Source organism: Pseudomonas salomonii (genome assembly GCF_900107155.1).
In the GTDB taxonomy this organism is placed as follows: domain Bacteria; phylum Pseudomonadota; class Gammaproteobacteria; order Pseudomonadales; family Pseudomonadaceae; genus Aquipseudomonas; species Aquipseudomonas salomonii.
In genome coordinates this window covers 280168-295442 of sequence record NZ_FNOX01000006.1, presented here as the reverse complement: position 1 = coordinate 295442, position 15275 = coordinate 280168, and the positions used below count along the sequence as shown (strand labels likewise).

General features: G+C 62.8%; 16 protein-coding genes. 5 read left to right on the top strand and 11 right to left on the bottom strand.

Annotated features, from left to right (window positions below):
* Positions 1 to 35: 35 nt before the first annotated feature.
* The 8 genes from murB to BLV67_RS15830 all read right to left on the bottom strand — a co-directional run bounded on the left by murB (position 36) and on the right by BLV67_RS15830 (position 6891).
* Complete coding sequence (gene murB / locus BLV67_RS15865) at positions 36 to 1055, bottom strand: UDP-N-acetylmuramate dehydrogenase (protein ID WP_069787179.1); 1020 nt, start codon at positions 1053 to 1055, stop codon at positions 36 to 38.
* Positions 1052 to 1516 (bottom strand): low molecular weight protein-tyrosine-phosphatase, encoded by a 465-nt coding sequence (locus tag BLV67_RS15860; RefSeq protein WP_069787178.1) that lies wholly within the window; start codon positions 1514 to 1516, stop codon positions 1052 to 1054. Before BLV67_RS15860 ends, murB begins: the two co-directional genes overlap by 4 nt.
* Positions 1516 to 2280: a 3-deoxy-manno-octulosonate cytidylyltransferase gene (gene kdsB / locus BLV67_RS15855; protein WP_058419882.1), complete on the bottom strand. Its 765-nt coding sequence runs from the start codon at positions 2278 to 2280 to the stop codon at positions 1516 to 1518. The genes BLV67_RS15860 and kdsB overlap by 1 nt, the downstream gene beginning before the upstream one ends.
* Entirely contained in the window at positions 2277 to 2462 is a 186-nt protein-coding gene (locus BLV67_RS15850) for a Trm112 family protein (RefSeq protein ID WP_003174668.1), read from the bottom strand. The genes kdsB and BLV67_RS15850 overlap by 4 nt, the downstream gene beginning before the upstream one ends.
* A 23-nt stretch (positions 2463 to 2485) precedes the next feature.
* Positions 2486 to 3496 (bottom strand): tetraacyldisaccharide 4'-kinase, encoded by a 1011-nt coding sequence (gene lpxK, locus BLV67_RS15845; RefSeq protein WP_069787177.1) that lies wholly within the window; start codon positions 3494 to 3496, stop codon positions 2486 to 2488.
* Positions 3496 to 3924 (bottom strand): ExbD/TolR family protein, encoded by a 429-nt coding sequence (locus BLV67_RS15840; protein ID WP_065930990.1) that lies wholly within the window; start codon positions 3922 to 3924, stop codon positions 3496 to 3498. The genes lpxK and BLV67_RS15840 overlap by 1 nt, the downstream gene beginning before the upstream one ends.
* Positions 3921 to 4556, bottom strand: a complete 636-nt coding sequence (locus BLV67_RS15835) for a MotA/TolQ/ExbB proton channel family protein (RefSeq protein ID WP_016969293.1) — start codon at positions 4554 to 4556, stop codon at positions 3921 to 3923. The genes BLV67_RS15840 and BLV67_RS15835 overlap by 4 nt, the downstream gene beginning before the upstream one ends.
* A 109-nt stretch (positions 4557 to 4665) precedes the next feature.
* On the bottom strand, positions 4666 to 6891 hold the full coding sequence (locus tag BLV67_RS15830) for a DNA internalization-related competence protein ComEC/Rec2 (protein ID WP_069787176.1): 2226 nt from the start codon (positions 6889 to 6891) through the stop codon (positions 4666 to 4668).
* A gap of 134 nt (positions 6892 to 7025) precedes the next feature.
* Here BLV67_RS15830 and BLV67_RS15825 point away from each other — a divergent pair, with 134 nt between their 5' ends.
* A complete protein-coding gene (locus BLV67_RS15825) occupies positions 7026 to 7541 on the top strand; it encodes a DUF2062 domain-containing protein (protein WP_056861726.1) in 516 nt (171 codons plus the stop codon).
* A gap of 3 nt (positions 7542 to 7544) precedes the next feature.
* Here the strand turns inward: BLV67_RS15825 and BLV67_RS15820 are convergent, their stop codons facing one another.
* Positions 7545 to 8903: a sensor histidine kinase gene (locus tag BLV67_RS15820; RefSeq protein WP_069787175.1), complete on the bottom strand. Its 1359-nt coding sequence runs from the start codon at positions 8901 to 8903 to the stop codon at positions 7545 to 7547.
* Positions 8890 to 9615, bottom strand: a complete 726-nt coding sequence (locus tag BLV67_RS15815) for a response regulator transcription factor (RefSeq protein WP_069787174.1) — start codon at positions 9613 to 9615, stop codon at positions 8890 to 8892. The genes BLV67_RS15820 and BLV67_RS15815 overlap by 14 nt, the downstream gene beginning before the upstream one ends.
* Before the next feature lie 230 nt (positions 9616 to 9845).
* Between BLV67_RS15815 and BLV67_RS15810 the strand changes: the two genes are divergently transcribed.
* From BLV67_RS15810 to BLV67_RS15795, 4 genes are all read left to right on the top strand, one after another.
* Positions 9846 to 12599: a response regulator gene (locus BLV67_RS15810; RefSeq protein WP_065930994.1), complete on the top strand. Its 2754-nt coding sequence runs from the start codon at positions 9846 to 9848 to the stop codon at positions 12597 to 12599.
* 158 nt (positions 12600 to 12757) lie between these two features.
* Positions 12758 to 13747 (top strand): 2-hydroxyacid dehydrogenase, encoded by a 990-nt coding sequence (locus BLV67_RS15805; RefSeq protein WP_069787172.1) that lies wholly within the window; start codon positions 12758 to 12760, stop codon positions 13745 to 13747.
* Positions 13748 to 13818: 71 nt separating this feature from the next.
* Positions 13819 to 14259, top strand: a complete 441-nt coding sequence (locus BLV67_RS15800) for a hypothetical protein (protein WP_069787171.1) — start codon at positions 13819 to 13821, stop codon at positions 14257 to 14259.
* Positions 14256 to 14657 carry an META domain-containing protein gene (locus BLV67_RS15795; RefSeq protein WP_069787170.1) on the top strand — a complete coding sequence of 134 codons (402 nt, stop codon included), beginning with the start codon at positions 14256 to 14258 and terminating at the stop codon, positions 14655 to 14657. The genes BLV67_RS15800 and BLV67_RS15795 overlap by 4 nt, the downstream gene beginning before the upstream one ends.
* A 141-nt stretch (positions 14658 to 14798) precedes the next feature.
* On the opposite strand, the gene BLV67_RS15790 is transcribed toward BLV67_RS15795, so the two are convergent.
* Positions 14799 to 15260, bottom strand: coding sequence for a TlpA family protein disulfide reductase (locus BLV67_RS15790; protein WP_065930997.1), 462 nt, complete (start codon positions 15258 to 15260; stop codon positions 14799 to 14801).
* Between the last annotated feature and the right edge of the window lie 15 nt (positions 15261 to 15275).

Below are 15275 nucleotides of genomic sequence, written 5' to 3'. Positions count from 1 at the left end.
TACGGGGCATTTTTGTTTTACAGGATTGCTGACGCTCAGTACTGGTTGGGTTCCATTTCCAGATCGACCTTGAAACGCTCGGCAATATCACGCTGGATGCGCAGCGCCAGGTTGGCAATGTCATGCCCGGTGGCCGCGCCATAGTTGACCAGCACCAGCGCCTGCAGTTTATGCACGCCGGCATCGCCATCGCGAAAGCCCTTCCAGCCGGCTTTATCGATCAACCAGCCGGCGGCGAGCTTCATCTGCCCATCGGCCTGCGGGTAGGCCACCAGGTCCGGATACTGCGCTTTCAGCTCAGCCGCCAACACCTGGGACACCAGTGGGTTTTTGAAAAAGCTGCCGGCATTGCCCAGTTCTGCCGGGTCGGGCAGTTTTTCGCGGCGAATGCTGCAAATGGCACGGCTGACATCGCTCGGCGTCGCCTCAGTGATGCCCTGCCCGGCCAGGCGCTGCTTCACCGGGCCGTAGTCGAGCTTGAGGTGGCTGGCGCGGCTCAAGGCAAAACGTACGCGCAGAATCAGCCAGCGTCCGGTTTCGTGCTTGAACAGGCTGTCGCGGTAGGCAAAGTTGCATTCTTGCAGGCTGAAGTCGCGCAGCTCGCCGGTATGGCGATCCAGCGCGGTGAGGCCGGCAAACACGTCCTTGATCTCCACGCCGTAGGCGCCGATGTTCTGCATCGGCGCTGCACCGACGGTGCCGGGGATGAGGCTGAGGTTTTCCAGGCCGCAGAAGCCGTGTTCCAACGTCCACAGTACAAAAGGATGCCAGGCTTCGCCCGCTTCGGCCTCGACCACCACGTGCACGCCATCATCCTGCAGCACCCGAATGCCCTGGGTGGCCATGCGCAACACCAACGCCTGGATATCCTGGGTCAACAGCAGGTTGCTGCCACCGCCGATCACCAACAGCGGTAATGACTGCGCCGCCGCATAGGCCAGGGCTTCACGCACATCGGCGTCGCTGCGAGCCTCGGCAAACCACTGGGCGCGCACATCGATACCGAAGCTGTTGAATGGCTTGAGCGATACCTGCGCAAGCACCTGCAAGGTCATAACCGCCCCTTCAATTCGATCACCAATAAATCACAGGCCCGCTCGATCAGGTCCAGGACCCGCTCGAAGCCCTGCTCGCCTTCGTAGTAAGGGTCTGGCACTTCGTCCACTTCGGCGTCATAGCGGCGCAGGAACAAGTCCAGCTCGGCCTTGCCTTGACCTGGGTGCAACGCCTTGAGGTTGCGCAGGTTGCTGTGGTCCATGGCCAGGATCAGGTCATATCGAGCAAAGTCTGCACGGGAAACCTGCTGGGCACGCTGGGCCGACAGGTCGTAACCGCGTACCAGCGCCGCGCGCTGGCTGCGCTGATCCGGCGGGTTGCCGACATGCCAGTCACCCGTGCCGGCAGACGCCACTTCAACCTGGCCGGCCAACCCCGCTTCGCGCAATTTATGGCGCAACACACCTTCGGCGGTGGGCGAGCGGCAGATATTACCCAGGCAGACGAACAGAACCTCCATCAGGCCCCCAGCAGGCGGCGGACGCGCTCGAGGTCTTCCTGGGTGTCGACACCGGCCGGCGGCGCTTCCAGCGCGTCGCCCACGTGGATGCGCACGCCGTGCCACAGGGCACGCAGCTGCTCCAGAGACTCGGTATTTTCCAGCCAGCACGGCCCCCAGCTGACGAAGTCATGCAGGAAACCGGCGCGGTAGGCATAGATGCCGATATGGCGACGGTACGGCACGCCCTCGGGCAAGACGTCGGGCTGTTTGGCGAACGCATCACGCGCCCACGGCAGGGTCGAGCGGCTGAAGGTCAGCGCAAGGCCATTGATATCGCTGACCACTTTGACCACGTTCGGGTTGAACAGGGTATCGATATCTTCGATCGGTTCGGCCAGGGTCGCCATGCGCGCTTCGCCATGGGCGGCCAGGTTGGCGGCGACCTGATCGATCACGCAGGGCGGGATCAGGGGTTCGTCACCTTGCACATTGACCACAATCGCGTCGGGCGCCAGCCCCAGTTGCGTGGCGACTTCGGCCAGGCGGTCGGTGCCGGAATTGTGGTCTTCACGGGTCAGCACCGCTTCGGCGCCGAAACCTTTGCAGGCCTCGATGATGCGCGGGTCATCGGTGGCAACCACCACGCGCTCGGCGCTGCTTTTGCAAGCCTGCTCCCACACCAGCTGGATCATCGGCTTGTTGCCGATCAGTTGCAGCGGCTTGCCCGGCAGGCGCGTGGAGGCGTAGCGCGAAGGAATGACAACGGTAAAGGCGGTGGTCATTTATCCAGGCGCTCATCGGTGGTCAGGGTACGGGCCTCGCTTTCCAGCATTACCGGGATGCCATCACGGATCGGGTAAGCCAGGCCGGCACCCTTGCTGATCAACTCGGTTTTGTCGGCGCTGAGCTTGAGCGGGCCTTTGCAGATTGGGCAAGCGAGGATGTCGAGCAGTTTGGTGTCCATGAGTATTTCCTGGAAAAAGCGGTTTAAGGCAAAAGTCGGGCGGGCAGCAGGCGCATCAATTGCGTGTCGAACCAGGCCACAAACGCCGGTGACGGCAGCGCATCCACTGCAAGGTACCACCAGTCGGGCTGGGCAAAGGCGCGGCACTTCACCGCGTCCTTTTCGGTCATCACCAACGGCAATGACGGTGTGAAATTCAACACCTCTGCGCTGTAGGGCGCATGGTCGGCAAACGCATGGGGAATCGGCTGCCAGTGTAGCGTTTCGAGGGTATTGAAGAAACGTTGCGGGTTACCGATACCCGCGACGGCATGGACCCGCTGGCCGGCGGCAAAATGCTCGACCGATTGGCGCTCCCCGGTTTTCAGGTTGATCAGCGCCGTGGGTTGCAGGCGAAAGGCAAACCCGTCCTCGCGATCGGCCCCGGCGCCGTTGTACAACAGCGCATCGACACTGTGCAGGCGCTCCACCGGTTCGCGCAAAGGCCCGGCAGGCAAGCAGCGGCGGTTGCCCAGGCCACGGGCGGCATCGATCAGCACCAGTTCCAGGTCGCGGGCCAGGCGGTAATGCTGCAGGCCATCGTCGGAAAGGATCAGGTCAAGGGGTTCACTGGCCAGCAAGGCTTTGACGGCGCGGCTGCGGTCTGGATCGATCATCAGGGGTACGCCGCAGCGCTGAACGATCAGCAACGGCTCATCGCCCGCCACTTCGGCGCTATGGCTGGCCTCGACCCGCCAGGGCAACTGCGGCGGCTTGGCTCCATAGCCGCGGCTGACCACGCCGACCCGCAGGCCGCTGCGCCGGCAGTGTTCGATCAGCCACAGGATCAACGGCGTCTTGCCCGTGCCCCCAACGGTGATATTGCCCACCACCACCACAGGCACCGGCGATTGATAAATCTCACCCTCGCCCGCCAGGAAGCGCGCGCGTTTGCGCTGCACAACACGACGGTACAAGGATTCCAGCGGCCGCAGCAGCGCGAGTGCCGGATGGCCCTCGTACCACGCCTTGAGCAAACGATCGGACATGGCCATCAGGGCGGGCTCGCCGCCTCGACGGTGGTCATGCGCAGATGGCTGAAGCCCAGCTTGCCGGCGGCATCCATGGCGGTGATCACGGCTTGATGCTGGGTTTTGCCGTCAGCGCTGATGGACAGCGGTATGTTGGTATCGCCGCCGGACTCTTTCTCCAGGGCGGCCATCAGGCTGGCAAGGTCATTTTTTTCGAGCAATTGGTTATTCACCGAAAACACCCCGTCGGCGCTGATCGCAATGTCCAGCTGCTTGGTTTGCTGGTCTTCGGCCGGTGAGCCACTGACTGCTTCGGGTAAATCGACCCGCAGCTGGGTTTCGCGGGTGAAGGTGGTCGTCACGACAAAAAACAGTAGCAGGATAAAGACCACGTCGATCAGCGACGCCAGGTTGATATCAACATTCTCCCGTTGCTTGCGGCGAAATTTCACGCTCGGCCCTCAACGAAATCGACATCACGATCGCCCTGCACCACTTCCACCAGCTTGATGGCTTCCTGTTCCATGCCGACCACCAGTTCATCGATGCGACGCTGCAGGAAGCGGTGGAAAAACACCGACGGAATACCGACCATCAGGCCCGCTGCCGTGGTGATCAAGGCCTTGGAAATACCACCGGCCAGGACGGCGGCGTTGGTGGTCATGCCCGAGCCCATGAACGAGCTGAAAATGTCGATCATGCCCAGCACCGTACCCAGCAGGCCAAGCAAAGGCGCCATGGCTGCGATGGTGCCGAGCGCATTGATATAGCGCTCCATTTCATGGATGACGCGGGCAGCGGCCTCTTCGATGCATTCTTTCATGATCTCGCGACCATGCTTGGAATTGGCGAGGCCCGCTGCAAGGATTTCACCCAGCGGCGAGTTGGCGCGCAACTCCTTGAGTTTTTCTTTATCCAGCTGCTTGTTCTTGATCCAGCCCCACACCTGCCCCAGCAGATGCTCGGGGGTTATGCGACTGGCGCGCAGGGTCCACAAACGTTCGGCAACGATGCCGAGTGCGGCGATGGAGCTCAAGATAATCGGCAACATCATCCAGCCGCCGGATTTGACCAATTCCCACACAGTGAATGTCCCCTCGAAAAAGTGCGCCACTTTACCATATAGGTTCACCCGCGTGGTTCGCAGGCGCCAGGCCCGCCTGTCGCAGGCCCGGCGGTTTGGTAAGCCTGTATTAGGGTAACGCTTCGCGCCAGAAGCGCCGTTGACTGCGCGCAACGACCGGTGCGCTGAAACCGCCCAGTTGCACACGCACCGCACCTTGCTCGGCGCTGTCGTAGACGCGGCTGCCCAGCGCCTGGTAACGCGCCGTCACTTGACGGTGAGGATGCCCGAAGGCGTTGCCACGACCACGGGAAATCAGCACCGACTTGGGCGCAAGCTGCTGTAAAAACGCCCAGGACGAGGAACTGCGGCTGCCATGGTGCGGCGCTTGCAGCCAATCGGTCGGCACCGCCAAGGGCGAAGCGAGAAAGGCGTTTTCGGCCGCCTCATCAATATCGCCCGTCAGTAGCAGCCGCTCGCCACGGGCCTGTACCTGCAAGACGCAGGATTTCGGATTGCTGCTGGTGGCGCCAGGCCATTGCCACAACTCGAATGACACGCCATCCCACTCCCAGCGCTCGCCACTGTTACAGGGTTGGGCCGCGAGAGAGGCCGGCAGCCCTTCGGTCTCTCCGCCGATAACCCGCCCGACGGGCAGTACACGGGCAACCGCTGCGGCACCGCCGGCATGGTCAGCGTGGGCGTGGCTGATGACCATCGCATCCAACGCCGCCACCCCAAGCTTTTGCAGGGATGGCAGCACCACGCGCGCGCCCAGGTCAACCGCCCCCGAGCGCGGGCCTGCGTCGTAGAGCATGGCGTGATGGCGCGTGCGCAGGATCACCGCCAGCCCCTGGCCGATATCCAATTGCACCACCTCCACCTGCCCGTGCGGAACCAAGGTCTTAGGTGGAACAACCGCCAACAACAGCATCGGCCAGCCGAGCAGCCGCAATGGCACGCCTTTGGGCAAGAGTAATAGCACCGCGCCCGCGACGCTGATCAACCAATAACCCAACGGCACGTCGGCGGGCACCCACGCTGCGCGCAGCCCGGCCAGCAGCGCCAAGCCTTTGAACAGGCCGTCCAATGCGCCACCGGCCAACCACAACACGCCCTCTCCCACCCATGGCACCGCCAACAGTGCGGTGCCCAGCAGTGCCAACGGCAGCACCACCAGGCTGATCCACGGCACGGCAAACAGATTGGCCACCGGCGCGCTGAGGCTGATGGGCAACCCCAGCACCAGCAACACCGGAAACAACCCAATGGCGATCAGCCATTGGGGACGGGTCCACGCCTGCCAGACGCTCCACGCGCCCAAACGACCGCTGAACGCCAGCACCAGCACGGCCACGGCGGCAAACGACAACCAGAACCCCGGTTGCAAACTGGCCAGCGGTTCCAGCACCAGCACGGCATTGAACGCCAGTAACAACGGCCACCACACACCCAGGTGGCGAAACCGCAATCGCCACAGCAGCACCAACCCGACCATCACGCAGGCCCGTTGCACCGGCACACCGAAACCCGCCAGCAGGCCATACCCCAGCGCGGCAGTAAATGCCAGGCCGCAGGCCCATGGCAGCCAGGGCAAGGCGCGGGGCCAGCAGCCGTAGCGCGCCAGCCCGGCCACCAGCGCGTAGATCAAACCGGCCAGCAAGCCAATGTGCTGGCCGGAAATCACCAGCAGGTGCACCGTGCCGGTGTCCTGCAACACCCGCCAATCCTCGGTTGCCAACCCCGAGCCGTCGCCGAGCACCAAGGCCGCCAGCCCCGCCTCGCGGCCCTGAGCATCCACCGCCAGCAGGCGTTGGCGGACGCTGTCACGCCAGGCATGGCGAGCCGGCGCCAGGCGCTGGCCGTCTTTCACCGAACCGGTGGCGCCGATGCGCTGGGCCAGCAGCCAGGCCTCGTAGTCAAACCCCTGGAAATTGAGCAGGCCTGCCGGCCGCTTGAGCGTGACCGCCAGCCGCCAGCGCTCGCCACTGTTAACCGGCGGGCCGCCGTGCCAGGACAGCCGGATACGCTTGGGCAGCCGGGCCTTGCGTGACCGGCTGTCGGTCAATTCGAAGCGCACGCCGGTGCCGGTGGTTTGCGGTAACCCGATGACGCGCCCTTCAATCCAGCGAGTCTGACCGTCCAAATCCGGCCTTAGCCGGTCGTCCAACGCCCATTGCGCACTCATGCACGCCCAGCTCACGCCCAACAGCAAAAATGCCAGCGGATAAGTACGAAACGGCAGCAGCATCAAGGCTATTACCAGCATGGCCAGCAGCCAGGCGGTAGTTGGCAGTGCGGGTAAAAATCGCAGCGACAATAAGCCCATTCCGAACGCGAACATCCCTGTTCTCATGAATCATCCTTTTCCAGTGATCCACTAGTCTTAGTCGGATACTTCCCGCGGCCTCTGATGTTTTGTCACAAAGTCTGAATTTTCTGTTTATAGAATGCGGGCATACTTGCCCCTCGAACTGACCTGGACCCCTTATGCCCCGGCGCCTATTCAAACGGTACATGCCCGACCCCACGAGTATCCGGGAACACAAGTCCTTACGATTTCTCGGCACGTTGCTGCATGACCCCAACCTCTGGCACCTGAACCGCCATTCCGTCGCGCGCGCCATGGCAGTGGGCCTGTTCGCCGCGTTTATTCCGATTCCATTGCAGATGTTATTGGCGGCAGTCCTGGCGATCGCCGTGCGCGGCAATATGCCGATTGCTGTGAGCCTGGTATGGCTGACCAACCCAATCACCATGCCGGTGGTGTTCTTCTGCACCTACCTGACCGGCGCGTGGCTGATGAACACGCCGCCGCGCAGCCTGCCCGATAACCTGACCTGGGAGTGGATCAGCAGCCAGCTGGGCACGCTGTGGCAGCCGTTCCTGTTGGGTTCGGTGGTGTGCGGGTTGGTATTGGCCGCGCTGGCCTATTGCCTGACGATGGGCTACTGGCGCTGGTGGGTCGCGCATCAGTGGAAGAAGCGCAAACAACGACGTGGCTGACGGTTAGCGCGCCGGCAGCCGCAGGTGCACGCACAAACCCTGCGCGGTGTTTTGCGCCCACAACGTCCCGCCCTGGCGCTGCACGGCATTGCGGGCGATGCTCAAGCCCAGACCAAAACCGCCATCACCCGGCCGAGAGCCTTCGAGGCGGGTGAACGGCGCAAAGATACGTTCCACGTCCTGCTCATCAATACCGCCGCCCTGGTCTTGCAGCCAGATATGCCACTCATCGCCCTCGCGGCAGCCGTCCAGTGTCACCCGCCCCTGGGCGGGCGAATGCCGGATGGCATTGCGCAGGATATTTTCCAGGGCCTGGGCCAGCGCATTCAGGTTGCCGCGCACCCAGCAGTCGGCGGGTAACAGGCACGGCAAACGCGCTGCTGGCCAATCACTTTCATAACAGGCGTTTTCCCGCAGCATGTCCCACAAGGCCTGAAGCTGGATGGCTTCCTCGGGTAACGGCGTTCGCTCGCTGTCCAGCCAGGCCAGTTGCAGGCTGTCTTCCACCAGGCGCTGCATGGCGTCGATCTCGCGGCCCAGGCGCTCGCGCAACTGCGCTAGATCCTGCTCACTGTCACAGGCCACGCGCAAGCGGCTCAACGGCGTGCGCAATTCATGGGACATGTCCCGCAATAACTGTTGCTGCAACTCCACCGTGCCCTGCAAACGCTCAGACATGTGGTCGAAGGCGCGGCCCAGCTCCCCCAATTCATCCTGGCGGCTGGTGGCCTCGCGGGACATGCGCGTATTCAATTGATCGGCGCGCCAGGCGTTGGCCTGCTCGCGCAACTGGTTCAAAGGCATGATCAGCAGCCGATAAAGCCCCACGCACAGCAGCAAGGTAAACAGGCCGGGGATCACGCCGTTGGTCACCACGCGCCACAACACCTGATAGCGCCCCGGCATAAAGCGCTGGGGCAACTCGATCACCAGCGAGCCGGCGCCAGGGTCGACCGGGAATGGGATTTTCACCCAGGGCAGGCCTTTGACGTGCCGGCTGACCGGCCACTCCAGCCCGCGCAGAAAGGTCAGGCGCTGGCTTTCCTTGTCGCTCAGCGGCATGTTGCTCAGCGACTGCAAGTCGTTGCCGATCACCCCGATCCAGGTGGATTCGCGCGTGCCCATCAGTTGCAACCAGGCGTCCACGCCAGCACTGCCCTGGGTACTCCAGGCCAATTCCGCGCCTGCGGCATAGCCGCGCAGAATCTCGCGGGACTCCTCGGCCACATAGGCGCTCTGCTCTTCCATGTAGCGGCCCCAGGACCAACTGAGCCAGATCATCAGCAAACAGAAGGCGATCAGCAGGCAGGCGAGCTTCCAGAATAACGAGTGCCGGCCGGGCAGCCGCTCAAAGCCCTTCATCATGACCGCTCAGCACATAACCCTTGCCCCACACCGTGCGCACTTCGCGCTCGCTGTAGCCGATGGCCTTGAGTTTGCGGCGGATCTGGCTGATATGCATGTCCAGGCTGCGGTCGTGGGGCGCATAACCGCGCTGCAACACATGCTGGTAAAGGAAGGCTTTGCTGAGCACTTCATCGGCGCTACGGTGCAAGGTCTCGAGCAGGCGGTACTCGCTGCGCGTCAGCCCGGCCGAGTGTTCTTGAAAGAACACGTCGTACAGTTCATCGTCAAAACGCAGGCTGCGTGCATCGTCGCGTGCCGGTAAACGCAGCGGCAACGGCCGCCGGTCCAGGGCCACGCGGCGCAGGATCGCTTCGATGCGCACGCGCAGTTCGACCATGCTGAACGGCTTGGGCAGGTAATCGTCCGCGCCCAGGCGAAAACCGCTGATGCGATCGGCTTCGGCGCCCAGCGCAGACATGAGGATGACCGGCGTCGCATGGTGCTGGCGCAAATGGGTAAGAATCGACAAACCGTCCATGCCCGGCAGCAGGATGTCCATCAACACCACGTCGAACGCCTGGTCACGTGCCATCTGCAGGCCCTGTTGGCCGTTCTGGCACCAGGTGACCTGGAAGCCGCAGCGGCCCAGGTGCTCATGCACATAGGCGCCCAATACCGGGTCGTCTTCAATGGTCAGGATACTGGGTAGGCCAACTGCGGGATTCATTAGCGTCTGCAAGTCATTCTCAATGACTGATTATTCAAGATTAAACGGTGACAGGCAATCGCCACCCGGCTGCCGATGGCGCAAAAATTGCGCTCGGAGATTAACGTCGGAGATTGACCCGATCATTAATTTGCGAGGTTCCACACCGCGCAAATGGCTACACTGCGCAGGTGGCGTGGGCCGGATGCCCGCGCAGCTCATCGAAAACAGTGTGGTAGCAGGAGAGTGGCGTGCTTAGAAGAATGGGGATAAAAGGCCGCGTACTGTTGCTGACCTTATTACCGACCAGCCTGATGGCCCTGTTGTTGGGGGGCTATTTCACCTGGATGCAGCTGTCGGAGTTGCAGACCCAATTGCTGCAACGCGGCGAAATGATCGCCGAGCAGTTGGCGCCGCTGGTGGCCCCGGCGTTGAGCAGCAAGAACACCGACTTGCTCGAACGCATCGCCACCCAGTCGCTGGAGCAGCCGGATGTGCGCGCGGTGTCGTTCCTCGCACCGGACCGCTCGTCCCTGGCCCACGCCGGCCCGACCATGCTTAACCTCGCGCCGGTCGGCAACAGTTCGCACCTGCTGCAGCGCAGCGGCAATGACGCCACGCGCTACCTGCTGCCGGTGTTTGGCCGCCATCGCAACCTCGCTGGCGAATTGATCCCTGACGAGTCCGACCGCCTGCTGGGTTGGGTCGAAGTGGAGCTGTCGCACAATGGCATGTTGCTGCGCGGTTATCGCAGCCTGTTTGCCAGCCTGCTGCTGATCGCCATCGGCCTGATCTGCACGGCTGCCCTGGCATTGCGCATCAGCCGCACGATCAACTCGCCCATCGGCCAGATCAAGCAAGCCGTGGCCCAACTCAAGGACGGCAACCTCGAAACCCGCCTGCCACCCTTGGGCAGCCAGGAACTGGACCAATTGGCCTCGGGCATCAATCGCATGGCCGAAACCCTGCAAAATGCCCAGGAAGAGCTGCAACACAGCATCGATCAGGCCACCGAAGACGTGCGCCAGAACCTGGAAACCATCGAGATCCAGAACATCGAGCTGGACCTGGCGCGCAAGGAGGCCCTGGAGGCCAGCCGGATCAAGTCGGAGTTCCTGGCCAACATGAGCCATGAAATCCGCACGCCGCTCAACGGCATCCTGGGTTTCACTCACCTGCTGCAAAAAAGCGAGCTGTCGCCGCGCCAGCTGGATTACCTGGGCACCATCGAAAAATCCGCCGACAACCTGCTGGGCATCATCAACGAGATCCTCGACTTCTCGAAAATCGAAGCCGGCAAGCTGGTCCTCGACAGTGTGCCCTTCAACCTGCGCGACCTGCTGCAAGACACCCTGACCATCCTCGCCCCCGCCGCCCATGCCAAACAGCTCGAGCTGGTGAGCCTGGTGTACCGCGACACGCCGCTGGCGCTGGTGGGCGACCCGTTGCGGCTCAAGCAGATCCTCACCAACCTGATCAGCAATGCGATCAAGTTCACCCGCGAAGGCACTATCGTTGCCCGCGCGATGGTCGAGGACGAACAGGAAGACAGCGTGCAACTGCGCATCAGTGTGCAAGACACCGGCATAGGCCTGTCGAACCAGGACGTGCGTGCGCTGTTCCAGGCGTTCAGCCAGGCCGACAACTCGCTGTCGCGCCAACCCGGCGGCACCGGCCTGGGCCTGGTGATTTCCAAACGGCTGATCGAGCAGATGGGCGGCGAGATCGGCGTCGACAGCACACCGGGCGAAGGCTCGGAGTTCTGGATCAGCCTGAGCCTGCCCAAGACCCGCGACGACGCCGAAGACCTGCCCTGCGCGCCGCTGCTCGGGCGTCGTGTGGCCGTGCTGGAAAACCACGAGCTGGCGCGCCAGGCCTTGCAACACCAACTGGAAGATTGCGGCCTGCAAGTGACACCGTTCAATACCCTGGAAAGCCTCACCAACGGCATCACCAGCGCGCACCAGACCGAACAGGCCATTGACCTGGCGGTGCTCGGGGTCACCGCCAATGATATTCCGCCCGAACGCCTCAACCAGCATCTATGGGACCTGGAACACCTGGGCTGCAAGGTGCTGGTGCTGTGCCCGACCACCGAACAGATGCTGTTCAACCAATCGGTGCCCAACCCCAACAGCCAGTTGCAGGCCAAACCTGCGTGCACGCGCAAACTGCGCCGCGCACTGGCCGATTTGATCAGCCCGCGCCCATTGCGCAGCGAACCCGGCGAACCGCTGTCCAGCCGGGCACCGCGCGTACTCTGCGTGGACGACAACCCGGCCAACCTGTTGCTGGTGCAAACGTTGCTCGAAGACATGGGCGCCAAGGTGCATGCGGTCGAAAGCGGTTACGCGGCCATCGACGCGGTAAAGCAGGAAACCTTCGATCTGGTGCTGATGGACGTACAAATGCCCGGCATGGACGGGCGCCAAAGCACCGAGGCGATCCGCCAGTGGGAAAGCGAGCGGCACGGCACGCCGCTGCCGGTGGTCGCGCTCACCGCTCACGCCATGGCCAACGAAAAACGCGCACTGCTGCAAAGCGGTATGGACGACTACCTGACCAAACCCATCAGCGAGCGGCAGTTGGCCCAAGTGGTGCTGAAGTGGACCGGCCTGGCCCTGCGCAATCAAGGACCGGAGCGCGCGACTGACGGTTTGGCACCCGGCGTGCAACTGCTGGTACTCGATCATGAGGAAGGCCTGCGCCTGGCGGCCAACAAAGCCGACCTGGCCGCCGACATGCTTGCGATGCTGCTGGCTTCGCTGGAAGCCGATCGCCTGGCGATCACCGCCGCCCGTGAAGCCAAAGACAACAATGCCCTGATCGAACGCGTGCACCGCCTGCATGGCGCCACCCGCTACTGCGGCGTGCCGCAATTGCGCGCCGCCTGCCAGCGCGCGGAAACCTTGCTCAAGCAAGACGACGCCAAGGCCGTTGCCGCGCTGGATGAACTGGACATGGCGATTGCGCGGCTGGCCAGTGAAGCGCGGGTCAGCGCCTGAATCCCATTTATTGGAGTGCGGGCTTTTGTGGGAGCGGGCTTGCTCGCGAAAGCGGTGTATCAGCCGCCAGATGAGCTGACTGAACCACCGCTTTCGCGAGCAAGCCCGCTCCCACAGGGGTAACGTGTCCAGATCTAAGATTGCAGGGAGCATTTTTAATGCGCGTCATTCTTTTCAGCAGCCAGACCTACGACCGCGACAGTTTTCTCGGTGAGCCATTGCCGGCAGGTGTCGAGCTGCAATTCCAGCCGGCCCGCCTGAACCTCGACACCGTGGCCCTGGCCGAACACCACGAAGTGGTCTGCGCCTTTATCAACGATGACCTCAGCGCGCCAGTGCTGGAACACCTGGCCGCCGGCGGCACGCGCCTGATTGCCTTGCGCTCGGCCGGTTACAACCATGTCGACCTGGCCGTCGCCCAGCGCCTGGGCCTGAATGTCGTGCGCGTACCCGCCTACTCGCCCCACGCGGTGGCAGAGCATGCCGTTGCGCTGATCCTGGCCCTCAACCGTCGCCTGCATCGCGCCTATAACCGCACCCGCGACGGCGATTTCAGCCTGCACGGGCTCACCGGTTTCGATCTGGTCGGCAAAACCGTCGGCGTGGTCGGCACGGGGCAGATCGGCGCCACCTTTGCCAGGATCATGGCCGGGTTCGGCTGCCAGTTGCTCGCCTGCGACCCCTTCCCCAATCCGCAGGTCCAGGCCCTGGGTGCCCGCTATGTAGACCTGCCAGAGCTATTGGCCCAGGCACAGATCATCAGCCTGCACTGCCCGCTGACCGCCGACAGCAAACACCTGATCAACGCCCGTTCCCTGGCACAGATGCAGCCTGGCGCCATGCTGATCAACACCGGACGCGGTGGCCTGGTGGATACGCCTGCGCTGATCGAAGCCCTCAAGAACGGCCAACTCGGCTACCTGGGCCTGGATGTGTATGAGGAAGAAGCCCAGCTGTTTTTCGAGGATCGCTCCGACCTGCCGCTGCAAGACGACGTACTCGCACGCCTGCTGACCTTCCCTAACGTGATCATCACCGCTCACCAGGCGTTCCTGACCCGTGAAGCGCTGGCGGCAATCGCAGCCACCACGCTGGCCAACATTGCCGCGTGGGCCGATGGCCAGCCGCAGAACCTGGTGCAAGGTTGATCAGCGGTCACATACCAGGCCCATGATAGGCCGGCACCCGTGATAGGATGCCGCGCCTATTTGGAGGATCCATGGCCGAACACGATTTCCGCTTCAGCTTGCTGAGCCCGCAACACACCCTGATCGAATGCCGCGCCCTGGTGCCGGGCCGTTACCAGGTCACCGGCAACGGTGGTTCGATCAAGCATGGCGACGTCTTGATCGTCACCCTGCGCGGCAGTAAAACCCTGTCGATGCGCCTGACCGTCGAAGGTGACGCGCGCTATTCCATCCGCCCGGCGGGCCAGTGGGTCGCGATGGCCCTGGGGCCGAAATTCGGCGAGCTGGAAATCCACACCTGGAAGGTCAACTGCGACAGCTGCGACAGCGTGCTGGAGTTTGAATTCGCCGTGGAAACCAAGCTGACCAAAGAGCCACTACCACCGGCCGCCAATGCGCGCATCAAGGAGCTGGGCTGGGCCAGCGAAGGCGACAAGCACCGTTGCCCGAAATGCCGGCAGGCTGCGCAATGAAAGGCCTGCTGCTCGCCGCCCTCGGTGTGGCCCTGACGGGCTGCGCCGCTGACGCGGTCAAGCTCAAGCAAGACCACAGCTACGTGGTGGAGTGGATTGGTGAGCGGCCATTGATGGATTACGCGCACCTGACCGTCACCCTCGGCGCCGATGGCCGCGCCTACGGCAATGGCGGCTGCAACCACTGGTTTGCGCCGTACACCGTCGAAGGCCGGACACTCAGTTTCGGCAAGATCGGCAGCACCCGCAAACGCTGCGCCGAAGCCTTGATGGAGCAGGAACAGCGCTTCTTCCAGGCCCTGCAAGGCGTGCAGCGCTGGGATATCTCACCGATCGAGCAGACCCGGTTCTGGCCGGCTGAAGGCAAGCCGATTCGCCTGTGGCTGGAAGAAGGCTGATACCAGGAGCCTAAAGATGGGTGAGCTCTAAATGTGGGAGGGGGCTTGCTCCCGAAGGCGGTGGGTCAGCCAATATATATGCTGACTGACACACTGCTTTCGGGAGCAAGCCCCCTCCCACATTGGATTGGGGGCAACTCTCTAACCACGCAAGGCTTTGAGCTTGGCCAACACACCTTCCGCCGTCTGCTCACCCATCAACTGTTCACGCACCTTGCCCTTGTCATCAATGATGTAGGTCACCGGCAGCGCCTCGCTGCGCGGAATATCGAAAATCTCTTCCGGGTTCTGCGCCAGCACCGTGAACTTGATCCCCAGCTTCTCGCTGGCGGCCTTGAGTTCTTCACCCTGTACGTTGTCGAAATTGACCCCGAACACGCCCACATTCTGGCCTTTCAGCTGTTCGGCCAAGGCATTCAGTTCCGGAATTTCCGTGCGGCACGGGCCACACCATTCGGCCCAGTAGTTGACCACCACCCATTGTTTGTCCAGGCGCTCGGCCGCCACTTTCCTGCCATATTGGTCAACGCCGTAATCGTTACCGCAGCCGCTGAGCAGCAGGGTTGTGATGATCGCCAATGCACCGATCAGTCGCCTAGTCATGGGGTAATCCTTCGC